Below are 24,678 nucleotides of genomic sequence, written 5' to 3'. Positions count from 1 at the left end.
CTAAACAAGCGAATTATTGCGCCTAATCTTCGAAAAATTCGGCCTAAAATACAACGTTGCTCACCATAAAGAATTTGTCACCGCATCAAGAGGTACCTGCCATGACAACATCCACGCTTCGTCAGGTCGAAAGCCTGCAGCCCAGCCAGCCCAGTCAGGACGGTGACGGTGTCAAGATCAAGCGGATCCACGACTTCACTGGCGGGTTAGACCCTTTTCTGATGCTGGACGAGCTCGGCTCCGAGCGTCCGGACGATTACATCGGCGGCTTTCCGCCTCATCCGCACCGCGGCATACAGACGTTGACCTATGTGATCCACGGTGGCCTGACCCATGAAGACCACCTGAAGCACTCGAGCACCATCAATGCCGGCGACGCCCAGTGGATGCATACCGGCCGCGGCATCATTCACTCCGAGATGCCACTCACCGACAGCCAGGGCCTGCACGCTTTTCAACTGTGGCTGAATCTGGCCGCCAGCGAGAAGATGAGCCCGGCGCAATACCGTGATGTGCACGGCAGTGAAATGCCTCGCCTTATCGGCGGTGGCGCAGAGTTGGTCGCCCTTGGCGGTCGCTGGACTCGCGACGATGGCCAGATCATCGTGGGTCCTCTCGATGCGCTGGCAGGCAGCGGCGGCGTCGCCCATGCGAGCGTTGCATCGGGTGGTGAGCTGGTCTTGCGTACTGATGCCCCCACCCTGCTGGTCTATGTGTTCGAGGGCGAATTGGTCGTAGGCAATACTTTAATACCGGCGGGACATCTGGCACGCCTCACTGCGGGCGACCGTCTTGCGCTAGCCAGTGCATCGGGCGGCCAGGCGCTGCTGCTTGCGGGAATCCCCCACCGCGAGCCTGTCGCGCACTACGGTCCCTTTGTGATGAACAGCCATGCGGAACTCGAGCAGGCACTTCGCGACTATCAGGACGGGACTCTTACGGGTTGACGCCATCTTCCGTGTGAAGGGTTGATTTTCCTATCTGGCCTGCGCTTAAATAACATTCAGTAACAAATATCGTTTATTGACGCCTCGAGTCCGTTCACATTTCATTGTGAACGGCTTTACTGTGCAAATGTACAGGCTAGGCATGCCATACGTCATGGGTTAGAGTTCGTAGGCCTTTTTTTCTTTTCCATTATTCACTGGCCCTTACCCATGTTGCGAATCCTTCATTCGCTGCCCCGCACGCATAAGTTGTTATTGTTGCCGGTTGCCACCATGGTCACCGTGCTGGGCGCACAGAAAATCGTTACTACCTATCAGGATGTTCAGCGTGAACACCGCACGCTAGACACCGTGATCGTCCCCCTCGAGGTTGATGCCAGCCCGGGGCTTCCTTCGCTCAGTTTCCAGCGCAGCCCCCTTGGGGATGCCATTGATATTGCCAGCCAGGCACTGGACGCTACTCGCCAGCACATGCCGCTGGCAAATCTGGTGGATGAGGAGTCCTTCGAGCTTGAGCTGATCGACAGTGCCAGCGCCTCAGCGGATGGCGATCTGCCACTGGCGCTCACTCGACCGTCCAACAGCCAGCCTGAAGCCGACCTTGCCGAAGCGCTACCGACCCACCTTGATCAGGGTGCCGTGCACATGGCGGTGGTGGTAGGCACCATCGGCAGCGGCATGCTGGACCATGACGGCACTCTGATGGCCGACGCCACCTCCTACGAGCCGTTGCCAGATGATGAGTTGGGGCTATTCGAAGATGGACCCGTGATTCTCGAGCAGGAGATCGCCGCCAACAAATCGTTTGTGCCAGAATGGCAGACCTACGAAGTAAAGCAGGGTGATACCTTCGCGGTGATGGCCCAAAATCGTCTTGGCATGGGCTACAGCGAGGTAATTCGTCTTCTGGACCAATTACCCGACAAGGCCGTCCTGGCTCGCTGGCGGGCCGGCGACAGCTTTGATTATCAGCTCGACGAAGATGGCAACCTCCTGGCCATGCGCATGATGCGCAACGCCCGAGACGGTTTCCTGGTAGAGCGCGATGACAGCGGCTTCGAGGTTGCCACCATCGAGCGCACCGGTGAGGCCTCCCAGCGGCTGTTTGCGGGTACCGTCAGCGGCAGCTTCACCCGCTCCGCCCAGGCCACCGGTCTCTCCAGCGCGGAGATCAGCGAGCTGTCCCGCGTACTCGGCAAGAAATTAGACTTCCGCCGCGACACCCGTCGCGGCGATCGTTTTCAGGTGCTGGTGGAGTCCGACATTATCGATGGCTCCAGCTTCGATCCGCGAGTGCTCGCCGTGCAGTACGAGGGAGAGCGACTCGACCTGACCCTGATTCGCAACGATACCGACAACAATTTCTACACTCCCAACGGTGAAAGCCTCGATCCGGCCTTCAACCGCTATCCCTTCGAGGGCAGCTACCGGCTGAGCTCGAACTTCAATCCTCGTCGCAAGCACCCGGTTACCGGTCGCGTGAGCCCACATCGCGGCACCGACTTCGCCATGCCTATCGGCACGCCGGTCGTTGCTCCGGCAGACGGCCGAGTGGAAAAAGTGGCCAACCATCCGACAGCGGGGCGCTACATCGTGGTACGCCATGATAACGGCTATCAGACCCGCTATCTGCACCTCTCTCGCCCGTTGGTCAGCCGCGGAGATCGAGTGACCATGGGCGAACGCATTGCGCTGTCCGGCAACACCGGCCGCAGCACGGGTCCGCACTTGCACTACGAAGTGTTGGTTAACAGCAGCCAGGTCAATGCGATGACCGTCTCCCTTCCGGAAAACAAGAGCCTCTCCGGCGACAAGCTGGTGGCCTTCCGCCGACAGGCAGAACCGCTGTTGGCTGTCCTGCAGAGCGGCGACACCGGAACAGTGGTGGCAAGCCGCCGAAGCAACGACGAGGGCTGAACCTTCGCCGACACCACGCAGCGCCCCGCTTTTCAGCGGGGCGCTGCAGTTAAGGGCCCTTGCCATTCATTGCTGACCCTCTCCCATCACGGAGACACTGTTTGTCCTCGCCCCACATGAGTCGCACCCAACCCACGCCCCCACCCACGAACCGCCTGGCGGCCTTCTTCGGGGTTTTTCGCTACAGCCGTCGGGCGCTAACCCTGGTCTGGCAAACCTCGCGGCCACTCACTGTGGGGCTGGCGCTGTGCACCTTGGTAGCCGGTGTGCTGCCGGCTGTGGCGGCCTGGATTGGTCAGCTGATCGTCGACGCCGTGGTAGCGGCCATGGCCTACCACCGAGAGACCGGCGCGGCTATCACCTTTGAAAGCACCTGGCCGGTGCTGCGCTACGTGCTGGCCGAGGCCGGGATTATCGCCGCCATCGCCATGGCCCAGCGTGGCCTCTCGGCCCAGCAGTCGCTGCTGCGTGCCCTGCTGGGCCAGAAGGTCAACGTGATGATTCTCGAGAAGGCCGGCACCGTCAGCCTGGCCCAGTTCGAGGATTCTGAGTTCTACGACAAGTTGACTCGGGCCCGCCGCGAGGCGTCGGTACGCCCGCTGGGGCTGGTTAACAAGACCTTCGGTCTCGCCCAGAACGGCATTTCGCTGGTCAGTTTCGGCTTCCTGCTCGTGCAGTTCTCGCCCTGGGCCCTGCTGATCCTGATGGTAGGGGCGTTGCCGGTGTTCCTCTCCGAGGCCAAGTTCTCCGGCGACGCCTTCCGGCTGTTCCGCTGGCGCTCGCCACAGACCCGCATGCAGATGTATCTGGAGACGGTGCTGGCCCGGGAAGACAGCATCAAGGAGGTCAAGCTGTTCGGCCTGGAATCCCTGCTGCTGGATCGCTACCGGAAGATCTTCGATACCCTCTACGGCGAAGATCGCCGCCTGACGCTGCGCCGCGAGAGCTGGGGCTTCGGCCTCGGGCTGATCGGCACCCTGGCCTTTTACGGTGCCTACGCCTGGGTGGTGGTGGAGACGATCTCGGGCGGTCTGACCCTGGGCGAGATGACCATGTACCTGATGGTCTTCAAGCAGGGCCAAGGGGCACTCTCGGCGAGCCTGACCTCGGTGAGCGGGATGTATGAGGACAATCTCTACCTCTCCAACCTCTACGAGTATCTGGAACAGCCAGTGGCAGCGCAGACCGGCACCCTGACCGAAGGCGCCCACCCCAGCGACGGCATTCGTTTCGAGAACGTTGGCTTCACCTACCCCGGCGCCGAAAATCCCGCGCTTGCCGGCATCTCGCTGCATCTATCCCCCGGCGAGAGCCTGGCGCTGGTAGGCGCCAACGGCTCCGGCAAGACCACGCTGATCAAGCTGCTTACCCGACTCTATGAGCCCAGTGAAGGGCGCATCCTGCTGGACGGCAGCGACCTGCGCGAGTGGGACGTCCGGGCCCTTCGGCGGCGCGTCGGGGTGATCTTCCAGGACTTTGTACGCTACCAGCTCAAGGTGGGCGAGAACCTGGGGGCCGGCGACGTAGCCGCCTTCGACGACGAAGCGCGCTGGCAAGAGGCGGCGCGGCGTGGCCTTGCCGACGACTTCATCGCTTCGATGCCCGGCGGCTACCACACCCAGCTGGGCCGCTGGTTCAAGGGGGGCCAGGAGCTCTCAGGCGGCCAGTGGCAGAAGGTTGCCCTGTCGCGGGCCTATATGCGCGAGAGCGCCGACATCCTGGTGCTCGATGAACCCACCGCTGCCATGGACGCCGCCGCTGAGGCAGCGGTATTTGCCGACTTCCGAAAGCACAGCCACAACAAGATGACCATGCTGATCTCCCACCGCTTCTCTACCGTGCGCGCCGCGGATCAGATACTGGTGATCGACGGCGGTGAGATTCTGGAGCAGGGCAACCACGACAGCCTGATGGCCTCCAACGGACGCTATGCCCGGCTGTTCCGGCTGCAGGCGAAAGGCTATGAGTAGGCGCCATCGCGCCATGCATCGCCGAGGTGTCAGACCTGCGTCTACAGCACCGACGTGCGATTGAGTGCCCGTAGCACGTCGTCGTCACGGTCGTAGATATCCGGTCGAAACACCAGCTGGCCATCCTCACCCGGATGCACGGTCCAGTAGTGCAGGATCACCGGCATGCGGCTGGCCAGCGGCACGTTGCGGGTCTGGCCGCTGGCGGTCAGCGCCTGCACGTTCTGGCCAGATTCGGTGTCGTCCAACAGCAGCTGGGCAAACTCCAGCACGCCCTGCACACGGATGCAGCCTGAGCTGAAGGCTCGCTGCTCCCGGGCAAAGAGCCCCTGGGCCGGGGTGTCATGCAGGTAGACCAGATGGTCGTTGGGGAAACGGATCACCACCTGCCCCAGAGCGTTATGAGGTCCCGAATCCTGACGGATCATCACGTTGCCCGGGCTCCACCAGTTGATCTGTCGGGGATCAAGGCGCTGACCCGAGGGGCTGAGCACCCGCATGTTCTGCCGCTGCAGATAGCCCAGGTCGCGACGGATCGCCGGCAGGACGTCCTCGCGCATGATGGTAGGGGGCACTGTCCAGGTGGGGTTGACGGTCATGTGGGTGATCTCGGAGCGCAGCGACGGGGTGCGTCGATAGGGCTGACCCACCACGATACGCGAACGCCATATCTCGCCGTTTGGGCGGAAATAGCTGAGCCGGTAGCCGGCGATATCCACCAGCACGAAGGCCTCCGGCAGGCCATTCAGCAGCCAGCGAGCACGCTCCAGGTTGAGTCGAATCTGATCGATACGCGCCGCTACCGGCACATTTAAGGCGTCTCGTGTCTGGGGACCGACGATACCATCCGCCTCAAGCAGGTGGCGGCGCTGGAAGCGCTTCACCGCCTCTTCCAGGAGAGCATCGAATCGCCGCGGGTCCGGGGTCTCAAGCTCGGCGCGCGGAAAGGCGGAGGGGTCGGCGGCCATTACCTCGAGCTCCCCCTCCATGGCCAACCGCTCACGGAGCAGGCTGACCGTGTCATCCACATCTTCCAAGCGCAGCACGCGAGGCTGCTCAGGCAGCGGCGGCCAACCGCCCACCCGCTGGATGTTGCGGTAGCGTGCCAGGCCGCTGCGCAGCCGCTCGTAGGGCGCATAGGGTGGGCGCGCTTCGCTGAAGGCCTGCTCGAATCGCTGGCCGTCCACGGCCCGGGATATGGTGTCGAGATCGAGTCGCGCCGGCGCCACCGGAATCTCCCACTGAGGGTCGACTTGGCGCGGATCAAGGCGACCGCGCTGCAGATGGCTCAACGCCGTCAGCAGCAGCGCGGAGGTCTCCAGGTCAAATTGCGCCAGCTCAACCAGCGCGGCATCTGACTCGTGAAGTCGGCGACGTTCGGCTACCAGCCGGTTTGCCCGGTAGTCACTCGGGTCCAATCCATCGCTTTCGAGGGTCTGAAGGGCTTCGGCAAAGGCCGCCACCCGCTGGCGCTCCGCCCAGGCCGGGCGGTAATCACGGATTGCATAGAAATCTTGCAGCTCGGCGTCTTGCTCGGCCACCAGGAGGGCGATTTCCACCTCCAGGCTGCCAGTCTGGACGTCATGCGGCTCCTCAGCACTAATAGACGCGGATACCAACAGCACCACTGTGGCGAGGATGGGAACAAATAACCGCATGTTCGGTTCCTTTTATCGTTTAAGGCTAAATTGGCTTTCCTTGGCTCTCTCTCCATAATAGCCACAGGTTCGGGGCCACAGGGAAGCAGGCTTCGCTTAACCTTGCTTGGCTTCCCGTCAGTTACCGACTCTCAAGGTACCGTCTTCATGATCCCATCACTGTTTCCCCTGCCCCTGCTCGCCGGCTGCGTATTGCTCGCTTCCGGCCAGGCTCATGCCGATACCTTCCTCGCCCAGACCCTGCACCCCGAGGTGCTCCAGGACCAGACCCTGGATGAACGACTCAACCGCCTGGCGCCTGGCGCAGACCCTAAGGTGCTATCGCTTGCCGCCAATGCCCTGGCCTGCGCCGACCCGGACGCCGAGCGCCTGGCGGTGATCGACTATTCGCTCCCCTCCAGCGAGCCACGTCTATGGGTTTTTGACCTCAACCGCGACGAGTTGCTGTTCAAGGAGCTTGTCTCCCACGGCCAGGGCTCCGGTGACGCCATGGCTACCACCTTCTCTAATGTCCCGGAAAGCCACCAATCCAGCCTGGGGCTTTTTCGCACCATGAACACCTACTACGGTCGCAACGGCTACTCGCTTCGCCTGGAAGGCTTGGAAACTGGCATCAACGACCTGGCTTACCAGCGCGCCATTGTCATCCACGGGGCCGACTACGTCAGCGACAGCTTCATCGAACAGACCGGTCGCCTGGGGCGCAGCCACGGCTGCCCGGCGGTGCGCCAGGATGTTACCTACTCCCTGATCGACAGCATCAAGGAGGAGCAGTACCTGTTTGTCTACTACCCGGACCAGGAGTGGCTCGAGGGCTCCGCCTATCTGGCCTGCGACCGCGTCGAAGGTCAGCTCGCCATGCGTTGAGACGGGCGGTTTTCGTTTGCGTCTCTCTGGCAGAGGGCTATGCTGACGCTTTGTGCAGTGCATCAAAGCAAAAGCAGGGACACTTATGACCGAGACCAAACGTATCGACCTGGCGCTACAGGGCGGTGGTTCCCACGGCGCCTTCACCTGGGGAGTGATGGACCGTCTGCTCGAGGATCCCCGCATCGAGATCGAGGGGATCAGCGGCACCAGCGCCGGGGCCATGAACGGTGTCGTAATGGCCGATGCCCTGACCCGCGGCGACCGCGACACCGCCCGCCAGGCGCTGCACGACTTCTGGGAAGCGGTCAGCCATGCCGGCAGGTCCAGCCCCATCCAGCGCACCCCGCTGGACAAGCTCATGGGCAACTGGAGCCTCGACCACTCGCCGGGCTACATCGCCATGGACCTGATGAGCCGGCTGGTCTCGCCCTACCAGCTCAACCCCTTCGACCTCAATCCGCTGCGCGACATCGTCAGCGAAAGGGTCGATTTCGAGCGGGTGCGCCACTGCGAGGACCTCAAGCTTTTCGTCACCGCCACCAACGTGCGCAGCGGCAAGCAGCGTATCTTCACCCGCGAGGAGATGAGCTTGGACGCGGTGATGGCCTCGGCCTGCCTGCCCACGGTGTTCAAGGCGGTGGAGATAGACGGCGAGGCCTACTGGGACGGCGGCTACATGGGCAACCCCTCGCTGATGCCGCTGATGGAGCATTGTGGCACCCGAGACATCATGATCGTGCAGATCAACCCTATCTACCGCGAAGAGCTGCCCACCAACGCCGCGGCGATCATGAACCGTCTCAATGAGATCACCTTCAACGCCGCCCTTATCAAGGAGGTGCGCATGATTGCCATGGTCCAGCGCCTCCTCGGCGATCACGGTGTGGACATCGGCTGCTTCGGGGGCACCCTCTTTCACCGCATCGCCGGGGACGAGACCCTTTGCAAGCTCTCGGTCTCCAGCAAGCTCAACTCCGAGTGGCCCTTCCTCTGCCATCTGCGCGACGAGGGTCGGCGCACCGCCGAGAAGTGGCTGGTCGAGAATTTCGAGGATCTGGGCCAACGCTCCACCCTGGACGTCGAGAGCGTCTATCAGGATACGGAAACGCCACGCTGAGAATGCGTTGAATGGAAGCCTGATTCTGCAGAGCAGCACGGCATCGGCGTTACCACGATCAGAATCAGGCGGGAAAGCACACTGAGCCCCGCCTGCTGTCGTAGGCGAGAGGAAAGGACTGGATAGAGCAGGGTGATCTTCATCAGCCCCCTAGGTTCGCGTGGTAGCGCGCGTCGGTCGCCGCAACAGGCACCAGGATCGGGCACATGCGTGCGGCACTGCACCATCGAATTGCTTATTATCCCACTCGGTCGAGGGCCGCCTGATGAAGGCGGCCCTAGTTTTTTTTCAAGCCACTGAAAAATAATTAAAAAGCACTAAAGTGGCAGCTTATTTGCTTATTACAGATCAAGACTTGGTGGACGTGGACCAGGCTCCGTGGAGCACGAGTGCGTCGAACCTGACCTTCAACGTCGAAGGGCTCGTTTGCTAACGCGATTGACTGATCCGCGAGGTTACACCATGGACGTTCTCAACAAGGCCAACAGGATCCGACTGCTGGACTTCACCACCCCCCAGATGCGCGCGTTTCACTTCTCCTGGTTCGCCTTCCATATCTGCTTCTTTGGCTGGTTCGGTATCGCCCCGCTTATGGCAGTGGTCCGCGAGGACCTCAGCCTGACCCAGACTCAGATCGGCAACACCATCATTGCCTCGGTGCTGATCACCGTGATCGTGCGTCTGGCCATCGGCGTACTCTGCGACCGCATCGGGCCACGCAAGGCTTACTCTGGCCTGCTGATCCTTGGCTCGATTCCGGTGATGAGTATCGGCTTCGCCAACAGCTTCGAGACCTTCCTGCTGGCACGCCTGGCCATCGGTGCCATCGGCGCGGCCTTCGTCATCACTCAGTACCACACCACCATGATGTTCGCCCCCAACGTGGTGGGCACCGCCAACGCCACCAGCGCCGGCTGGGGCAACCTGGGTGGTGGTACCACCCAAATCCTGATGCCGCTGATCTTCTCCGGCCTGCTGATGCTGGGCGTCAGCGAAACGCTTGGCTGGCGCCTGGCCATGGTGGTGCCCGGCATCGTGCTGTTCGTCACTGGCATCTGCTATTACCGCTTTACTCAGGATGCACCCAACGGCAACTTCGAGGACCTGCGCGCCCGGGGCGAGCTTCCCCAGGCCAGCGGCGACAGCGGTGCAGGCCAGACCTTCCTGGCCGCCGCCAAGGATATCCGCGTCTGGGCCCTGTTCGTGGTCTACGCCATCTGCTTCGGTGTCGAGCTGACCATCAACAACATCGCCGCCATCTACTTTTTCGACCACTTCGACCTCACCCTGGCCACTGCGGGCATGCTGGCGGGGCTGTTCGGCCTGATGAATATCTTCGCCCGCACCATGGGCGGTATCTTCTCGGATCTGTTCGCCAAGCATGGGGGCCTGAAGGGCCGCGTTCGCTGGCTGTTCATCGCCCTGGTCTGCGAGGGGATCGCCCTGATCGCCTTCTCCCAGATGCATGTGCTCTCCTATGCCATCGGCATCATGCTGGTCTTCAGCCTCTTCGTGCAGATGGCCGAAGGTGCCACCTATGGCGTGGTCCCCTTCATCAACAAGAAGGCACTGGGTGCCGTGGCCGGCATCGTCGGCGCTGGCGGCAACGTGGGCGCCGTGGGCGCCGCCTTCCTGTTCCGCAGCGAGGCCATCACCTACCAGCAGGGGCTATTCTACCTGGGGGTGACCGTGCTGGTGCTGGCCTCCTGCGCGCTGGTCGTGCGCTTCTCCGACGAAACGGAAGCCGAGGAGGCCAAGGCCTACCAGGACGCCGTGGGCGAAGACACCGGCGCCGGCGCCCTGTCGCTGCGCTGAGCCTCGCGCCCCCACCCGGGGAGTTGCCCCACCCGCCCGCCGCTCTCAGAAGCGGCGGCTTTCGTCCGGGCCCATGGCGCGCCGCTATTCTCATCACATCACCGCATCCTGAAGGAGACGGCTGCCATCATCGGGAGTGCTACGCCAGTCCGGCACTCATCGGTCAGTGGTAGACAAACACGAACATTGGCGTAGCCTGGCTCACCTGTCCATTCCCCTTGAAGGATCTCGTATGACACTCGTATCAGGTGACCAAAATGCGCGGCATGCCCCGTACTTTTAGTGCGGGGAAGGATGGGGCCGCCGAGGTAGCGCGGGCGCCGCAGGCGCCCTATAATGCTGGACATATGGACAGTAAATGGTAAGCCATGCAGCGCCTTCAAGCCTTCAAATACGAGCTGATGCCCAACGGTGAGCAGGTGCGGAAAATGCGCCAGTTCGCCGGCATGGCGCGGTTCGTATTCAATCGGGGGCTGGCGCTGCAGAAGGTTCGCTTCGAGGCAGGTGAATAAAAGCTCGGCTACGCGGCCTTGTGCAAAGAGCTCTCTGGCTGGCGCAACAGCGCCGAGATGCCGTGGCTCAAGGGAGGCCCGATTCACCCGCTTCAGCAGTCACTGAAAGACTTGGAGCGTGCCTACACCAACTTCTTCGCCAAGCGGGCGGACTTTCCGCGCTTCAAGAAGAAAGGTCAGCGCGACAGCCTCCGCTATCCCGATCCTAAACAGATCAAGCTCGACCAGGGTAACGGCAGGATATTCCTGCCTAAGCTCGGCTGGCTGCGCTACCGCAATAGCCGCGATGCACTGGGGGCGGTCAAGAATGTCACCGTCAGCCAGTCAGGAGGCCGCTGGTTCGTCAGCATCCAGACCCAACGCGAGGTTGAAGTGCCGGCTCCCAGCGGAGGCGCCGTCGGCATCGACATGGGCGTGGCAAGGTTCGCCACGCTCTCGGACGGCTCCTACCTCGCGCCGCGCAACAGCTTCAAGGCGCATCAAGTGGCGCTGCGCAAGGCGCAGCGCACCCTGAGCCACAATACCAAGTTCAGCAACAACGGGAAGAAGGCCAAGGCTCGCATCCAGAAGATCCAAGCTCGCATCGCCAATGTCCGCCGCGATGACTTACACAAGGCTTCCGCCACGATCAGCCAAAACCACGCGCTCGTGGTGCTGGAAGACTTGCAGGTAGGCAACATGTCGCGGTCGGCAAAGGGCAGTGTCGAGCAGCCCGGTCGCAACGTCCGGGCCAAGGCGGGGCTCAACCGCTCGATTCTCGACCAGGGCTGGTTCGAGTTCCGCCGCCAGCTCGACTACAAGCTGGCCTGGCGCGGGGCGCATCTGGTCACGGTGCCACCGCGCAACACCAGTCGCACCTCCCCCGAGTGTGGGCATGTGGCCGCCGGGAACCGGCGAAGCCAATCTCGCTTCGCCTGTGTCGAGTGCGGCTTTGAGGCCAATGCCGATCATGTCGGCGCGATCAATGTGCTAAGGGCAGGGCATGCCCGGTTAGCCTGTAAAGTGAGCGGTGCAGCAAGGCCGCCAGCAGCAGGAACCCGCCGAAGCGACTCAGTGGCAGCCGTAAGCTGCACCTGAGCGCCGTAGGATCCCCTTCCTTTCCGCCATTGGCGGCAACGCAAGCTGAGGGAGGGGGGAAGTCAAAAGATTCCCGATGTCACGATCAAGACCAACGGCTCGGATGGCCCCCGGGACGTCTCCACCGGTGAGCTGTTTGCCGGCAAGCGGGTGGTGCTGTTCGCCGTACCGGGCGCGTTCACGCCCGGATGCTCCAACACCCATATGCCCGGCTTCGTGATCAAGGCCGATGAGATCCTCGCCAAGGGGGTGGATACCATCGCCTGCATGGCGGTCAACGATGCCTTCGTGATGGATGCCTGGCAGCAGACTCAGAATGCCGAAGCCTTCACCATGCTGGCCGATGGTAACGCCGACTTCACCAAGGCCATTGGCACCGAGATGGATGCCAGCGGTGGCGGCATGGGCATCCGCAGCAAGCGCTTTGCCCTGATCGCCAACGATGGCGTGGTCGAGTACATGGGGATCGACACCAAGGGCGTCGAGAAGAGCAGTGCCGAAACAGTGCTGGCGCAGCTGTGAGCCGGGCGAGCCAACCGCCATAGAAAACGGTGCCAAGGACTCTCACCCCGTAGCCTCCGACACCATAGCCGCAGAAGGGCCGGTCATAAAGACCGGCCCTTCTGCGTCGGGGTGACGGGGCAGAGTCTTCTGCTGCGCTCTGCGGGAGCACGCCTGAATATTACCCGCGTTGCCGTCGTGTGAGCCCTCCCGGCGGGTCGCCATCGACGCCGGCGACTCGCTGAACGGCCGGACTGGTCTCGACCATGTGCACCACGCTGCCGACCACGATCAGGCACGGCGAAGGCAGCGGCTGGTCGGCCAGCTGCTGCGGCATATCCGCCAGGCAGCCGACCAGCGATTGCTGCTCGGGCTTACTGGCGTTGGCCACCAGCAGGATCGGCCAATCGCCGGGCATGCCGGCGCCGCGCAGACCAGCACAGATGGCAGCGACCCGGGAGAGCCCCATGTAGAACACCAGGGTTTCGTCGCGGCGGGCCAGCGAGACCCAGTCCGGCGCGCCGTCCTCGCGGCAATGTTGCGCGGTGATGAAGCGCAGTTGCTGAGCATGGCCACGATCGGTGAGGGGAATCCCCATGCTCGCCGCCGCCGCCGAGGCAGCGGTGATGCCGGGCACGATCTCGGCGGGCACCCCTGCCTGGGCCAGGGCCGCCAGTTCCTCCCCCATGCGCCCAAACACACCGGGGTCTCCCCCCTTGAGGCGCACCACCGACTTGCCCTCGGCGGCCAGTCGACACATCAGTGCGCCGATCTCGGGCTGGGGCACACTATGGTGGCCGCGCGCCTTGCCCACGTCGTAGCGCTCGCAGCCGGGGGGGATCAGCGCCAGCACCTCATCTCCCACCAGGCGGTCGTAGATCACCGCCCCAGCCTGCATCAGCAGCCGTGCGGCCTTGAGGGTCAGCAAGTCGACAGCGCCGCTGCCAGCACCGACCAGGTAGACCTTGCCCGGGCGGCACTCGCCGCGCAGCGTTAGTGTGGGCTTAGCCTCGGCACGGGAATCGCCGCCGAGCGTCGCCAGAGAGCGTGCCACGCCTTGGCTGAGACGGACCAGTGCGTCAGGCCACTTGCGATTCAGGGGTCGGCTCGGTGCGCTCATGGGCCCGCTCCTCCTCGATCAGGGATTTGAGTTCCGGAATACAGCTGCCGCACTGGGTACCGCAGGCAAGTCGCGCACCCAGCGCCTCGACGCTGGTATCGCCCTCGCGAATGGCGGACACGATCTTCCTCTGGCCCACCTGATGGCAACTGCACACCGTGGGACCGGTATCGGCGGCCCCGTCGTCACAGCCGGCCAGCAGACGGCTGCGATACTGAACTCTCAGCTCGGTCTCGTTGAAGCGCTGCTCGAGCCAGGCCAGGCCAGGCAGCTCGGCGGGGGGACCGATCATCGCCCACCAGCGCAGCCGTCCGTTCTTCACCGCCGCAGCACGCAGCCTTCCATCGCTGGCATCCTCGCACCACAGCGTTGCCGACTCGGGCAGCCAGGCCGCCAGGCGCTCGAGCCAGTCACGCTCGGCCTGCACACCGGCGAGCTGCCAGCGCTGGCACCCCCGCATGGGAATGCGCGTCCAATAGTCACTATCGCACCAGAGCGTGGCGTCGGTGAGCCCATCAGTGACCAGCAGCGTGGCCTCCCAGACGATGGCCAGGGGGGCCAGTGCCACGGCCCCATGCTTGGACTCCGGCTGGCCGGAGAGGGGATCGGTGTGGCCGGTGATCAAGGCCCCGCTGCGGGCCTGCCGGGTGAAGCAGTCGCTCCAGTGCATGGGCACGAACACCTCGCCACACCGCTGGGCATTGGTCACCCGCACCCTGGCGCGATACTCCCCGGCCTCGCCGGTGAGCACCGCCAGGCGCTTGTCGGCGACGCCGCAGGCCAGCGCATCATCGGGATGCACCTCGATGAACGGCTCGGCGCGGTGATTCATCAGCCGCGGAGCCCGGGCGGTGCGGGTCATGGTGTGCCACTGGTCGCGAATACGACCGGTATTGAGGCGAAGCGGACGCGCCGCGCTGAGACGCTGCTCGGGTGCCCGCGGCCTGACCGGCACCAGCCGGGCCAGGCCATCATCGGTGGCGAAGCGGCCATCCTCGAACAGGCGTGCGGTCCCCTGGGGAGCCCTGGCGGTGACCGGCCACTGGATCGGCGCCAGGGCGTCAAAGGCATCACGGTCGAGTCCCACCAGGCCCGAGATATCGAACAACCGCTTGCACGTCCCGGTGCTGTCCGAGGCATTCTCGAAGCCGGAGAGCCGGGCATGCTCATCGAAGATCTCGGCGGGGTGGGCATACGCGAAGGCCTCTCCATAGCCCAGTCGCTTGGCGACCTCGCAGATGATCCACCAATCGTGGCGCGCCTCGCCTGGCGGCGGCAGCAGGCCGCGCTGGCGCGAGATGCAGCGCTCGGAGTTGGTCACGGTGCCGTCCTTCTCCGACCAGCTCGAGGCTGGCAGGACAATGTCGGCGTAGTCGAGCAGATCGGTGTTGGTGACGCACTCGGAGACGATCACCAGGGGGCACCTGGCCAGTGCGGCGCGCACCCGAGCGGCATCCGGCAGGCTCACCGCCGGATTGGTGGCCATCACCCACAGCGCCCGGACCTCGCCGCGCTCGATGGCGGCGAAGAGCTCGACGGCCTTATGGCCGGGACCGTTCGGCAAAGTCGGCGTCAAGTTATCAGTGGCCCAGAAGCGGGTGACGCGGTCGATGGCACCGGGGGTGTGATAATCCATGTGGGCCGCCAACTGGTTGGCCAGCCCACCCACCTCGCGACCACCCATGGCATTGGGTTGGCCGGTGATGGAGAAGGGTCCGGCGCCGGGCAGGCCAAGTTTGCCGCCGGCCAGATGGCAGTTGATGATGGCGTTGCACTTGTCGGTGCCGCTGGAGGACTGGTTGATCCCCTGGGAGTAGAGCGTCACCACGTGCAATTGACTGGTGAACCAGTAGTAGAAGGTCTCCAGCCGCTCCGGGTCCAGATCACAGTCAGCGGCCACGGCCGCCACCGAGCACTCCTCCTCCCGGGCCGCGGCCAAGGTCTCTTCCAGCCCTTGAGTATGGCGCGTCAGATAGACCTCATCGAGCTTGCCCCTGGCCGCCATCCAGCTCAGTAGGCCATTGAACAAGCACGCGTCGCTGCCGGGCTTGAGGCCCAGATAGAGGTCGGCGATTTCACAGCTGTCGGTGACCCGCGGATCAATCACCACCACGCGCATCAGCGGGTTACGGGTCTTGGCCACCTTGAGGCGCTGATAAAGCACCGGGTGGTTCCAGGCCAGGTTGGATCCCACCAGCACCACCAGCTCGGCTTCCTCGAGATCCTCGTAGCAGCACGGCACCGCATCGGCGCCAAAAGCACGCTTGTAGCCGGCCACCGCCGAGGCCATACAGAGCCGTGAGTTGGTATCCAGGTGTGGTGTGCCGAGAAACCCCTTGAACAGTTTGTTGGCGACGTAATAGTCCTCTGTCAACAGCTGACCGGAGAGGTAGGCCGCCACCGACTCGTTGCCCTGTTGACTCCGGATGGCGGTCAGACGCTCGGCCACCGCCTTCAGTGCTGTATCCCAGTCAACCTCGACGCCATCCACCCGCGGCCGGAGCAGGCGCCCCCGCTGCCCCAGGGTCTCGTGCAACGACGAGCCCTTGACGCAAAGGCGTCCGTAGTTGGCAGGGTGCTGACGGTCTCCCTCCAAGGCGTTCAGGGTCCCCTTCTCCAGCGTCGCGGTCACCCCACACCCCACTCCACAGTAGGGGCAGGTGGTCTTAACCTGTCGGCTCATCGGCGCAGAATCATTGGCCTGATACATGGTGACTCCTCGTTTCGCCGCCGACCAATGCGAGCTGGCCCCCAACGCAAAGACGCCCACTGCCGGCATCTAGAGATTTCGGCAGGGGACGTCTTCGTCGGTGGAGGGCCGGCGCTGGCCCTCGGCAGATTGTCTATGCTGTGGCACTGAACTGAGCAAGGAACGTGCCAGTTCGGCCCGCCCCACTCCCCGCGGCCCGACTCTCCGGAGGCACAGGCATCGCGCCAGGCACAAATCGGGACTCCTCGAATGGCCTCCGTCGCACCACGGCATTGCGCTCGGCCGGCGACTTGCACCAGCATGATGCAGTGCAACACTCATTCGGGCAGCGACCGATGCCGCCTCCAGATCCCTGTCATGCCCCCAACGGCGGTGTATGGCCCCCTCTTCCGCCCCACGATGGAACGCAAATTGCACTGCCTTCCTCAACCACTCCTAGACGAGCCCACCATGCCTCCAGCTCTTGATGTACTACTGGTCGACGACGAAGAGTTGCGCGCCGCCATGGTCGAGGAGGCCCTCATGCGAGAGGGCCATCGGGTGATCTGCCACCTCAATAGCCCCGCCAGCCTCAATGACATGGTGGCGCGACATCAGCCGGACGTGGTGATCATCGACATGGAATCGCCGGACCGCGACACACTCGACAGCATGGCCCAGCTCAATCGCGAGAACCCTCGTCCGGTGGTGTTCTTCACCGACCAGCACGACCCCGTCATTATGCAGTCGGCGCTCAAGGCAGGCGTCAGCGCCTATGTGGTCGACGGACTGGTCCAGGGGCGGGTCAAGCCGATCATCGAGGTCGCCATCGCCCGCTTCGAGGCATTTCAGGCGATGCGTCAGGAGCTCGATCGCACCCGAACCCAGCTCACCGAACGCAAGCGCATCGAGCGCGCCAAGGGGCTGCTGATGCGCCACCAAAGCTGTGACGAGGAGCAGGCCTACCAAATGCTGCGCAAGCTGGCCATGGACCGAGGTCAGCGCATCGCCGAGGTCGCCATGAGCGTCATCGATATTCTCGAACGTCTGGAGAAGGGCCTATGAACACGCTGCCTCCGGCCGAGCTGCCGCACCTGCAGCTGGGTTTCATGCCGCTGCTCGATTGCGTCCTGCTGGTGGTCGCCCGCGAACGTGGCCTGTTCGCCGACCAGGGCCTGGAGGTGACCCTGTCGCGCCAGAACGCCTGGTCGACGCTGCGGGACAAGGTCGCCGCAGGGCTGCTCGACGGTGCCCACATGCTGGCGCCCATGCCCCTGGCCATGAGTCTCGGGCTGGAGCGCGCGCCCTGCGACACCCTGGCACCGATCACCCTGAGCCGAAATGGCAACGCCATCGTGCTGTCCCGGGAACTGGCCGACGCCTGCTCGGCACGGCTTGGCGATGACCCGGCCGCCAGCGCCAGAGCGCTGGCCGGCTTCCTGCCGGGCACGAGCCGGCCGCCGCGCCTGGCGATGGTCTACCCCCACTCCTGCCAGCACTATCAGCTGCGCCATTGGCTAGGCCTGGGCAGCATCGATGCCAACCGAACCGTCGAACTGGTGGCATTGCCACCGCCACGCATGGTCGATGCCATGCAGCAGGGGAAAATCGACGGGTTCTGCGTCGGCGAGCCCTGGGGCAGCCTCGCCGAGCACCGCCAGGCCGGGCGTATCGTCGCCAGCGGCGCCCAGCTGTGGCCAGACCAGCCGGAAAAGGTGCTCGGGGTGACCCGCTCCTGGGCGCGCCACTATCCGGCGACCCTGGCCAGGCTGATCCGAGCGCTGGTGGCGGCCAGCGACTGGCTGGCCGAGTCGCCGGCACACCGCCGGCAGGCGCGCGACTGGCTGGCCCTACCCCCCTATCTCGATCGCTCGGTGGAGCATCTCGAGACCCTGCCCTTTGATACCCCCCCGCTGCGGCAACGTCTTTGCGGCATTGACGTGCTGCGTCCCGATCCGGTGTTCGCCGAACGGCTCGCCGATCAGCTCGACCAGCATCTGCGTGGCCGGGGGCAGCGTCTCGACCTCGCCACCCTAGGGGAGTGCTACAGCGCCGTGCATTTTGATCGCGCCCTGCACCACTGATGTGCAACTAGCCCCGCCTTGGGACCAGGTCTTCGACTGACCGACATATCCAGCCAACTGAAAAACAATCATTAAATTGATATTCACCCCAGTTGGCAGGCGACTTGCTTTATTCAGGTCAACGCAAGATACGGCGACAACGTGGTCGCCCGACGGTCAACGGCGACCGTCTCTACCAGACAAAGACGTCTTGGCCTCCTGCCCTGCAGGAGGCCAAGACGTTTTTTTATTGCCGCTTGCTTCCCAGCACGTCATCGAGGAGTCGACCGACATGAGACTATCTGCCACGCTCAACGCCACCACGACCCCCGCCCCCACGCCCCGCGACCGGGTGATGATCATCGGCAACGGCATGGCCGGTCAGCGGCTGGTCGAGGCGCTGCTGACGCAGCCAACGCCCCCCTCGCGCATCACCGTGATCGGTGCCGAGCGCGTACCAGCTTACAACCGCATTCTGCTTTCGCCCCTGCTGGCCGGGGAACTGGACCACGCCGCCCTGACCCTGCGCGACACCGACTGGTACGCCGAGCAGGGCGTCGAGCTGATCCTCGGTGATCGCGTCGAGCACATCGAGCGCCAGGCGCGCCGAGTGATCACCGCGAGCGGACGCTGCCTGGCCTACGACCGCCTGGTGCTGGCCACCGGCTCACGCCCGGCACTGCCACCGGTGCCCGGCATCCGGCTCGCAGGCGTCCATGGTTTCCGCGATCTGAACGATGCCGCCACCCTGGCTGACTGCGCCGAACGCGGCGGCAACGCCGTGGTCATCGGCGGCGGCCTGCTGGGGATCGAAGCCGCCGAGGGGCTGCGCAAACGTGGCATGAGGGTCAGCGTGCTGCATCGCGACTCACGCTTGATGAACCGTCAGGTCGATGCCACCGCCGCCGGCCTGCTCGAGCATGAACTCGTCGGCCGCGGGCTCGAGGTCATGACCGGCGCCCACCTTGCGGCCCTCGAGGACGATGGCCACGGCCACGTCGCCGCCGTGCGCCTCGAGGATGGTCGCCGCCTAGCCGCTGACTGCGTGGTGGTAGCCGCGGGCATCACACCCAACGCCGAACTGGGACGCGATGCCGGACTCGACAGTGACCGCGCCATCCGGGTCGACGCCACCCTCACCACCAGTGACCCGGCGATTCACGCCCTCGGCGAATGCTGCCAGTTCGAGCACCACACCTACGGTCTGGTCGAGCCGATCTGGCGCCAGGTCGAGGTGCTCGCCGCCCACCTCGCCGGTGAAACGGTCAGCGGCTATGTCGAGCTCCCCAGCGCCACCAAGCTCAAGATCAGTGGCGTATCGCTCTTCGCCTTCGGTCCTATTGATCCCGCCCCGGAGCACGACGTGCTGAGCTACCACGACCCCGAGCACGGCGACTACCGTCGCCTGCTGCTGCGCGATGGCCGCCTCGAGGGGGCCGTGCTCTACGGCGATACCCGCCTCGGACCCTGGGCCTTCGAACACGCCCTGGCCGGCAGCGATCTGCGCGCCTGCCGCCAGGCCCTGCTCTTCGGCCCGGCCGATGTCCAGGTGCTGCTCGACGCAGCCACCGAGGACACCAGCCGCACCACCGACTCCGCTTATCTGGAACGCCCCGTCGAGGAGGCCGCATGAATACCCCCGCATCCCCCAAGCAACGCCTTATCGTCATCGGCAACGGCATGGTCGGCCACCACCTTGTCGAACAGCTGGTGGAGAACGATGCTACCGAGCGCTATGCCATCACAGTGTTCGGCGAGGAGCGCCACCTGGCCTACGACCGAGTGCACCTCTCCGAGTATTTCAGGGGTCGCGACGCCGAATCGCTGGCTCTGGTCACCGCCGACTACTATGCCGAGCACGGCATCGAATTACGCCTTCATGAACCGGTGAAGGCTATCGACCGCGACCGGGGCGAAGTGGTCACCGAGTCGGGCAACTATCCCTATGACCGACTGGTTCTGGCCACCGGCTCCTTCCCCTTCGTGCCGCCGATTTCTGGTAACGACCGCCCGGGCTGCCTGGTCTATCGCACCCTGGATGACCTGGATGCCATCCGCGAGGCCGCCGAGAGCGCTTCCACCGGGGTGGTAGTCGGCGGCGGCCTGCTAGGCCTGGAGGCCGCCAACGCCCTGCGCGAGCTGAACCTCGATACCGCCGTGGTGGAGTTCGCTCCACGCCTGATGCCGATGCAGGTCGACAGCGAGGGCGGCGAGCTGCTGCGCGAGAAGATCGAAGCGCTGGGTGTCCAGGTGCACACCGACCGCGCCACCCAGCGCATCGAGGACGGTGTGGACGCGGCGCACCGAATGGTATTCCAGGACGGCAAGGTGCTCGAGGCCGACCTGATCGTATTCTCCGCCGGCATCCGCCCGCGCGACGAGCTGGCCCGCGACTGCGCCCTGGAGATCGGCGAGCGCGGCGGCGTGGTGATCGACGACCGCTGCCTGACCAGCGACCCGGCGATACTGGCCATCGGTGAGGTAGCGCTTTGGAACAACAGCATCTTCGGGCTGGTAGCGCCCGGTTACCAGATGGCCAAGGTGGCTGCCGCCACCCTGCTCGCCTCTTTTGATCAACGCCAGGGAGCAAGCTTTCGCGGTGCCGACATGAGCACCAAGCTCAAGTTGCTGGGTGTCGACGTCGGTGCCATCGGCGATGCGCATGGCAACCAGACGCCCGGCGCCAAGATGTTCCGCTATCTCGACCAGATCAAGCAGGAGTATCGCAAGCTGGTGGTATCTGCCGACAGCAAGCGCCTGGTCGGCGCCATGCTGGTAGGCGACAACGGGGTCTACGACACCCTGCTGCAGTACTACAGCAACGGCCTCGACCTGCCCGAAAATCCGGCCTCGCTGATCCTGCCCTCAAGCGAAGGCGTCCCGACACTGGGACCCGACGCCCTGCCCGAGACGGCGACCATCTGTTCCTGCCACAACGTCAGCAAGGGTGATGTCTGCGCCACGCTGGACGCCGGCGCCATGGACCTGGCGACCGTCAAGGGTGAGACAAAAGCCAGCACCGGTTGCGGGGGATGCTCGGCACTCCTCAAGAGCGTTGTCGACCATGAGCTGGAAGCCCGCGGCGTGGAGGTCGACCATTCCCTCTGCGAACACTTCGCCCATACCCGCCAGGGGCTCTACGACATCGTGCGTGTCGAGGGCATCAAGACCTTCGGCGAACTGATCGAAAAGCACGGCAACGTCGACACACACCACCCGGGCTCTTCATCAGCCCCAAAGCTTGGCTGCGATATCTGCAAGCCGGCGGTGGCCTCGATCCTGGCCTCCTGTTTCAACGAGCCGATCACCGATGCGGCTCATATCCCGCTGCAGGACACCAACGACACCTTCATGGCCAACATGCAGAAGAACGGCACCTACTCGGTGGTGCCGCGCATCGCCGGCGGTGAGATCACCCCGGAAAAGCTGGTGGTGCTGGGCCAGGTGGCCCAGAAGTATGGCCTCTACACCAAGGTCACCGGCGGCCAGCGCATCGACCTGTTCGGCGCCCGCCTCGAGGACCTGCCGGATATCTGGGGCGAGCTGATCGCGGCCGGCTTCGAGACCGGCCACGCCTACGGCAAGTCGCTGCGCACCGTGAAGTCCTGCGTCGGCAGCACCTGGTGCCGCTACGGCGTGGATGACAGCGTGGGCATGGCGATCCGCTTGGAGCATCGTTACAAGGGCCTGCGCGCTCCGCACAAGATCAAGTTCGGCGTCTCGGGCTGTACCCGGGAGTGCGCCGAGGCGCAGAGCAAGGACATCGGCGTGATCGCCACCGAGAATGGCTGGAACCTCTATGTCTGCGGCAACGGGGGCATGCGCCCGCGCCACGCTGAGCTGTTCGCCACCGATCTGGACGACGCGGCGCTGATCCGCACCATCGACCGCGTGCTGATGTTCTACATTCGCACCGCCGATCGCCTGCAGCGCACCTCGGTGTGGCGCGAGAACCTCGAGGGCGGCCTGGACTACCTCAAGGCCGTGGTGCTCGAGGACAGCCTGAGGATCGGCGAGGAGCTGGAGCGCCAGATGCAGACAGTGATCGACAACTACCAGTGCGAATGGGCCAATGCCCTCAGCGACCCGGAGAAGCTCAAGCGCTTCAGAAGCTTCGTCAACGACAGCCGCCCCGACCCGGACATCATCTTTACCAGCGAGCGCGGCCAGCTCCGCCCTGCGTAAGGAAATGGCTGCGCGAGCGAGTCGCATCGTTGCGAGGCACCTCGAAGCACCCCGTTATGTCTCGCCTTCGGTGCGCCGCGCGCCCAGCGCTTCATCTCGCTCGCCGATTTCCCGATAACTCTCAGGAAAACTTATGAATAACGCCACCGCAGCAGCCAATACCATGACCCTGACCTGGCAATGCCTCTGCACCCGCGCCGACCTGGTGCCCTACTCAGGCGTCGCCGCCTGGCTCGAGCCCCCTGAGGGCCCGGCCCAGTTGGCCCTCTTCTACCTTCCCGGCCATGAGCAGGAGCTCTATGCCCTCGACCACCGCGACCCCTTCTCCGGGGCTAACGTGATCGCCCGAGGCCTCATCGGTGACATCGAAGGGCAACCGGTAGTGGCCTCGCCGCTCTATAAGCAGCACTTCCGCCTCATCGACGGCCAGTGCCTGGAGGAAAAGTCCGTCCAACTGCGTACCTGGTCGGCGTGCTTCGACGGAGATCGGGTGCTGATACTGATCTGATGTCCCACTGTTTACCCTACCTGTCTACCGGGACACGGAAACGCCACGCTGAGAAAGCGTTGAATGGAAGCCTGATTTTGCACAGCAACAAGGCATGGGGCGCGCCATGCTGGGCATGAGGCGGAATCGCACTCTGCATTCCGCCCGCTGTCAAATGCTGCAAGTAAGAGCAACAGGAGGGAGTAGAAGCGCTGCACGACACCGTCGGCTGCCGTCACCTTCCTGACATCGCGCTGACTGTGTCGACATCGGGACGTCACGAACGACGTCCGCTCGAGACAATCAGGAGAGCTGCGCCGATGGTACGCATCGACAAGAAGGCCACCCGCCTCTACGTACTGGACACCAACGTCCTGCTGCACGATCCCGCCTCCCTCTACCAGTTCGACGAGCACGAAGTGGTCATCCCCATGACCGTTCTCGAGGAACTGGACAAGCACAAGAACGGCGTCCGCGAGATCGCCCGCACCGCCCGCCAGGTCAGCCGCACCCTGTCAGACCTCACCGCCAACGTCGGCCTCGAGCAGATCCGCGACGGTATCCCCATACCGCGCCTGGCCGGCCGCGAAGGGCGCCTGCGACTGCTCTGCTACACCGACCTCAAGCCCCTGGAACCCCTCGAAGAGAACCCCGACAACCGTATCCTGGCCGAGACCTGTCGGCTGCGTCAGGAGCGCTCGGACGCCTCGGTGATCCTGATCACCAAGGACATCAACCTCAGGGTCAAGGCCGCTGCTCTTGGCGTGCCGGTGGAGGACTACCTCAACGACCGCGCCTTCGACGACAGCGATGCCATGCTGGAAGGGGTAAGGGTCTACCCGGATGCCGGCAGTGAGCTGTGGAACGGCCTGGCGCTGGACGTAAGCGTAGAGCGCGAGGCCCAGCGAGTGATCTACCAGCTCGCCGGCGAGATCCCTGCCGCGTGGCACCCCGGCATGCTGGTGGCGGATGGCGATGTCGATGCCCGTTTCGAGGCCATCGTGCGCGAAGTGGGTGGACAGCGTGCCCGTCTGGACCTGCTCGCCAACTACCGTCACGGCGCCAGCGTGTGGGGCGTCCACGCCAGCGACTGCCGGCAGAACTTCGCGCTCAACCTGCTGATGGACGACGACATCGATCTGGTGACCATCGCCGGCAGCGCCGGCACCGGCAAGACCTTCATGACCCTGGCCGCCGCCTTCCAGCAGACCCTGGACACCAAGCGCTTCGAGCGCATCGTCTTCACTCGGGCCCCGATCTCCATGAGCGAGGACATCGGCTTTCTCCCCGGCACCGAGGAGGAGAAGATGTCGCCCTGGATGGGCGCCTTCCATGACAACATGGACAACCTGCTGCGCAACGAGGATGGGGAATCCAGCTGGAACAGCGGCGCAACCCGCCAGCTGCTCGGCGCCCGGGTGCAGATCCGCGCCCCCGGTTTCATGCGGGGTCGTACCCTCAACGATACCTTCCTGATCATCGACGAGGCGCAGAACTTCACGCCCAAGCAGCTCAAGTCGCTGGTCACCCGGGCCGGGCGCAATACCAAGATCGTCTGCCTGGGCAACGTCGGACAGATCGACACCCCCTATCTGACCGCCAACACCTGCGGCATGGCGGCACTGGTCCAGCGCTTCCGCGACTGGCCCCACGCCGGACATGTCACCCTGAAGAGCGTCGAGCGCTCGCGCCTGGCCCTGGCCGGCGAGGAACTGCTCTAGCCCTTCTCTACTGGCCGACACTGGCCGAC

Annotated in this window: 18 protein-coding genes; 15 read left to right on the top strand and 3 right to left on the bottom strand. The window is 64.2% G+C overall.

The annotated features are described in order from the left end of the window. Positions 1-101: 101 nt before the first annotated feature. The 3 genes from ACFODV_RS04860 to ACFODV_RS04850 all read left to right on the top strand — a co-directional run bounded on the left by ACFODV_RS04860 (position 102) and on the right by ACFODV_RS04850 (position 4,834). Positions 102-947 (top strand): pirin family protein, encoded by an 846-nt coding sequence (locus ACFODV_RS04860; protein WP_379755457.1) that lies wholly within the window; start codon positions 102-104, stop codon positions 945-947. Between the two features lie 210 nt (positions 948-1,157). Then, on the top strand, positions 1,158-2,864 hold the full coding sequence (locus ACFODV_RS04855) for a peptidoglycan DD-metalloendopeptidase family protein (RefSeq protein WP_379755454.1): 1,707 nt from the start codon (positions 1,158-1,160) through the stop codon (positions 2,862-2,864). Between the two features lie 116 nt (positions 2,865-2,980). Then, a complete protein-coding gene (locus tag ACFODV_RS04850) occupies positions 2,981-4,834 on the top strand; it encodes an ABC transporter ATP-binding protein (protein ID WP_379755605.1) in 1,854 nt (617 codons plus the stop codon). Positions 4,835-4,875: 41 nt separating this feature from the next. On the opposite strand, the gene ACFODV_RS04845 is transcribed toward ACFODV_RS04850, so the two are convergent. After that, positions 4,876-6,492 (bottom strand): L,D-transpeptidase family protein, encoded by a 1,617-nt coding sequence (locus ACFODV_RS04845; RefSeq protein WP_379755451.1) that lies wholly within the window; start codon positions 6,490-6,492, stop codon positions 4,876-4,878. Between the two features lie 147 nt (positions 6,493-6,639). Here ACFODV_RS04845 and ACFODV_RS04840 point away from each other — a divergent pair, with 147 nt between their 5' ends. The 6 genes from ACFODV_RS04840 to ACFODV_RS04815 all read left to right on the top strand — a co-directional run bounded on the left by ACFODV_RS04840 (position 6,640) and on the right by ACFODV_RS04815 (position 12,405). After that, the gene (locus tag ACFODV_RS04840; RefSeq protein WP_379755447.1) at positions 6,640-7,359 is read left to right on the top strand and encodes a murein L,D-transpeptidase catalytic domain family protein; all 720 of its coding nucleotides are present in this window, start codon (positions 6,640-6,642) and stop codon (positions 7,357-7,359) included. Positions 7,360-7,444: 85 nt separating this feature from the next. Continuing rightward, complete coding sequence (locus tag ACFODV_RS04835; protein WP_379755444.1) at positions 7,445-8,479, top strand: patatin-like phospholipase family protein; 1,035 nt, start codon at positions 7,445-7,447, stop codon at positions 8,477-8,479. Positions 8,480-8,941: 462 nt separating this feature from the next. Beyond that, on the top strand, positions 8,942-10,294 hold the full coding sequence (locus ACFODV_RS04830; protein ID WP_379755441.1) for a NarK family nitrate/nitrite MFS transporter: 1,353 nt from the start codon (positions 8,942-8,944) through the stop codon (positions 10,292-10,294). 368 nt (positions 10,295-10,662) lie between these two features. Beyond that, complete coding sequence (locus ACFODV_RS04825) at positions 10,663-10,806, top strand: helix-turn-helix domain-containing protein (RefSeq protein ID WP_379755438.1); 144 nt, start codon at positions 10,663-10,665, stop codon at positions 10,804-10,806. Between the two features lie 18 nt (positions 10,807-10,824). After that, positions 10,825-11,883, top strand: coding sequence for an RNA-guided endonuclease InsQ/TnpB family protein (locus ACFODV_RS04820; protein ID WP_379755435.1), 1,059 nt, complete (start codon positions 10,825-10,827; stop codon positions 11,881-11,883). A gap of 45 nt (positions 11,884-11,928) precedes the next feature. Next, positions 11,929-12,405, top strand: coding sequence for a peroxiredoxin (locus ACFODV_RS04815; RefSeq protein ID WP_379755602.1), 477 nt, complete (start codon positions 11,929-11,931; stop codon positions 12,403-12,405). A 160-nt stretch (positions 12,406-12,565) separates the two neighbouring features. Here ACFODV_RS04815 and cobA read toward each other — a convergent pair whose 3' ends face one another. Both cobA and ACFODV_RS04805 read right to left on the bottom strand, forming a co-directional pair. After that, positions 12,566-13,504 carry a uroporphyrinogen-III C-methyltransferase gene (cobA, locus tag ACFODV_RS04810; RefSeq protein WP_379755432.1) on the bottom strand — a complete coding sequence of 313 codons (939 nt, stop codon included), beginning with the start codon at positions 13,502-13,504 and terminating at the stop codon, positions 12,566-12,568. Further along, a complete protein-coding gene (locus ACFODV_RS04805; protein WP_379755429.1) occupies positions 13,464-16,214 on the bottom strand; it encodes a nitrate reductase in 2,751 nt (916 codons plus the stop codon). The genes cobA and ACFODV_RS04805 overlap by 41 nt, the downstream gene beginning before the upstream one ends. A gap of 450 nt (positions 16,215-16,664) precedes the next feature. Between ACFODV_RS04805 and ACFODV_RS04800 the strand changes: the two genes are divergently transcribed. The 6 genes from ACFODV_RS04800 (at position 16,665) to ACFODV_RS04775 (ending at position 24,649) form a co-directional block, all read left to right on the top strand. Further along, entirely contained in the window at positions 16,665-17,258 is a 594-nt protein-coding gene (locus ACFODV_RS04800) for an ANTAR domain-containing response regulator (RefSeq protein WP_379755426.1), read from the top strand. Continuing rightward, the gene (locus ACFODV_RS04795) at positions 17,255-18,277 is read left to right on the top strand and encodes a CmpA/NrtA family ABC transporter substrate-binding protein (protein ID WP_379755423.1); all 1,023 of its coding nucleotides are present in this window, start codon (positions 17,255-17,257) and stop codon (positions 18,275-18,277) included. The genes ACFODV_RS04800 and ACFODV_RS04795 overlap by 4 nt, the downstream gene beginning before the upstream one ends. 271 nt (positions 18,278-18,548) lie before the next feature. Then, positions 18,549-19,889: an NAD(P)/FAD-dependent oxidoreductase gene (locus ACFODV_RS04790; protein ID WP_379755420.1), complete on the top strand. Its 1,341-nt coding sequence runs from the start codon at positions 18,549-18,551 to the stop codon at positions 19,887-19,889. Continuing rightward, positions 19,886-22,441 carry a nitrite reductase large subunit NirB gene (gene nirB, locus ACFODV_RS04785; protein WP_379755417.1) on the top strand — a complete coding sequence of 852 codons (2,556 nt, stop codon included), beginning with the start codon at positions 19,886-19,888 and terminating at the stop codon, positions 22,439-22,441. Before ACFODV_RS04790 ends, nirB begins: the two co-directional genes overlap by 4 nt. Before the next feature lie 133 nt (positions 22,442-22,574). Continuing rightward, positions 22,575-22,949: a nitrite reductase small subunit NirD gene (gene nirD, locus ACFODV_RS04780; RefSeq protein ID WP_379755414.1), complete on the top strand. Its 375-nt coding sequence runs from the start codon at positions 22,575-22,577 to the stop codon at positions 22,947-22,949. A gap of 299 nt (positions 22,950-23,248) precedes the next feature. Continuing rightward, positions 23,249-24,649 (top strand): PhoH family protein, encoded by a 1,401-nt coding sequence (locus tag ACFODV_RS04775; protein WP_379755411.1) that lies wholly within the window; start codon positions 23,249-23,251, stop codon positions 24,647-24,649. Positions 24,650-24,678: the final 29 nt, after the last annotated feature.

Origin of the sequence: Halomonas tibetensis (assembly GCF_042643535.1) — a bacterium.
Lineage (GTDB): Bacteria > Pseudomonadota > Gammaproteobacteria > Pseudomonadales > Halomonadaceae > Halomonas > Halomonas tibetensis.
Note: the sequence above shows the minus strand (reverse complement) of the source record. Positions and strands in the feature narration are given on the sequence as shown.

What these genes read in the sequence shown, in the direction of transcription:
- ACFODV_RS04860 (WP_379755457.1), top strand. Translation starts at nt 102, where the DNA reads ATGACAACATCCACGCTTCGTCAGGTCGAAAGCCTGCAGCCCAGCCAG.
- ACFODV_RS04855 (WP_379755454.1), top strand. Translation starts at nt 1,158, where the DNA reads ATGTTGCGAATCCTTCATTCGCTGCCCCGCACGCATAAGTTGTTATTG.
- ACFODV_RS04850 (WP_379755605.1), top strand. Translation starts at nt 2,981, where the DNA reads ATGAGTCGCACCCAACCCACGCCCCCACCCACGAACCGCCTGGCGGCC.
- ACFODV_RS04845 (WP_379755451.1), bottom strand. Translation starts at nt 6,492, where the DNA reads ATGCGGTTATTTGTTCCCATCCTCGCCACAGTGGTGCTGTTGGTATCC.
- ACFODV_RS04840 (WP_379755447.1), top strand. Translation starts at nt 6,640, where the DNA reads ATGATCCCATCACTGTTTCCCCTGCCCCTGCTCGCCGGCTGCGTATTG.
- ACFODV_RS04835 (WP_379755444.1), top strand. Translation starts at nt 7,445, where the DNA reads ATGACCGAGACCAAACGTATCGACCTGGCGCTACAGGGCGGTGGTTCC.
- ACFODV_RS04830 (WP_379755441.1), top strand. Translation starts at nt 8,942, where the DNA reads ATGGACGTTCTCAACAAGGCCAACAGGATCCGACTGCTGGACTTCACC.
- ACFODV_RS04825 (WP_379755438.1), top strand. Translation starts at nt 10,663, where the DNA reads ATGCAGCGCCTTCAAGCCTTCAAATACGAGCTGATGCCCAACGGTGAG.
- cobA (WP_379755432.1), bottom strand. Translation starts at nt 13,504, where the DNA reads ATGAGCGCACCGAGCCGACCCCTGAATCGCAAGTGGCCTGACGCACTG.
- ACFODV_RS04805 (WP_379755429.1), bottom strand. Translation starts at nt 16,214, where the DNA reads ATGTATCAGGCCAATGATTCTGCGCCGATGAGCCGACAGGTTAAGACC.
- ACFODV_RS04800 (WP_379755426.1), top strand. Translation starts at nt 16,665, where the DNA reads ATGCCTCCAGCTCTTGATGTACTACTGGTCGACGACGAAGAGTTGCGC.
- ACFODV_RS04795 (WP_379755423.1), top strand. Translation starts at nt 17,255, where the DNA reads ATGAACACGCTGCCTCCGGCCGAGCTGCCGCACCTGCAGCTGGGTTTC.
- ACFODV_RS04790 (WP_379755420.1), top strand. Translation starts at nt 18,549, where the DNA reads ATGAGACTATCTGCCACGCTCAACGCCACCACGACCCCCGCCCCCACG.
- nirB (WP_379755417.1), top strand. Translation starts at nt 19,886, where the DNA reads ATGAATACCCCCGCATCCCCCAAGCAACGCCTTATCGTCATCGGCAAC.
- nirD (WP_379755414.1), top strand. Translation starts at nt 22,575, where the DNA reads ATGAATAACGCCACCGCAGCAGCCAATACCATGACCCTGACCTGGCAA.
- ACFODV_RS04775 (WP_379755411.1), top strand. Translation starts at nt 23,249, where the DNA reads ATGGTACGCATCGACAAGAAGGCCACCCGCCTCTACGTACTGGACACC.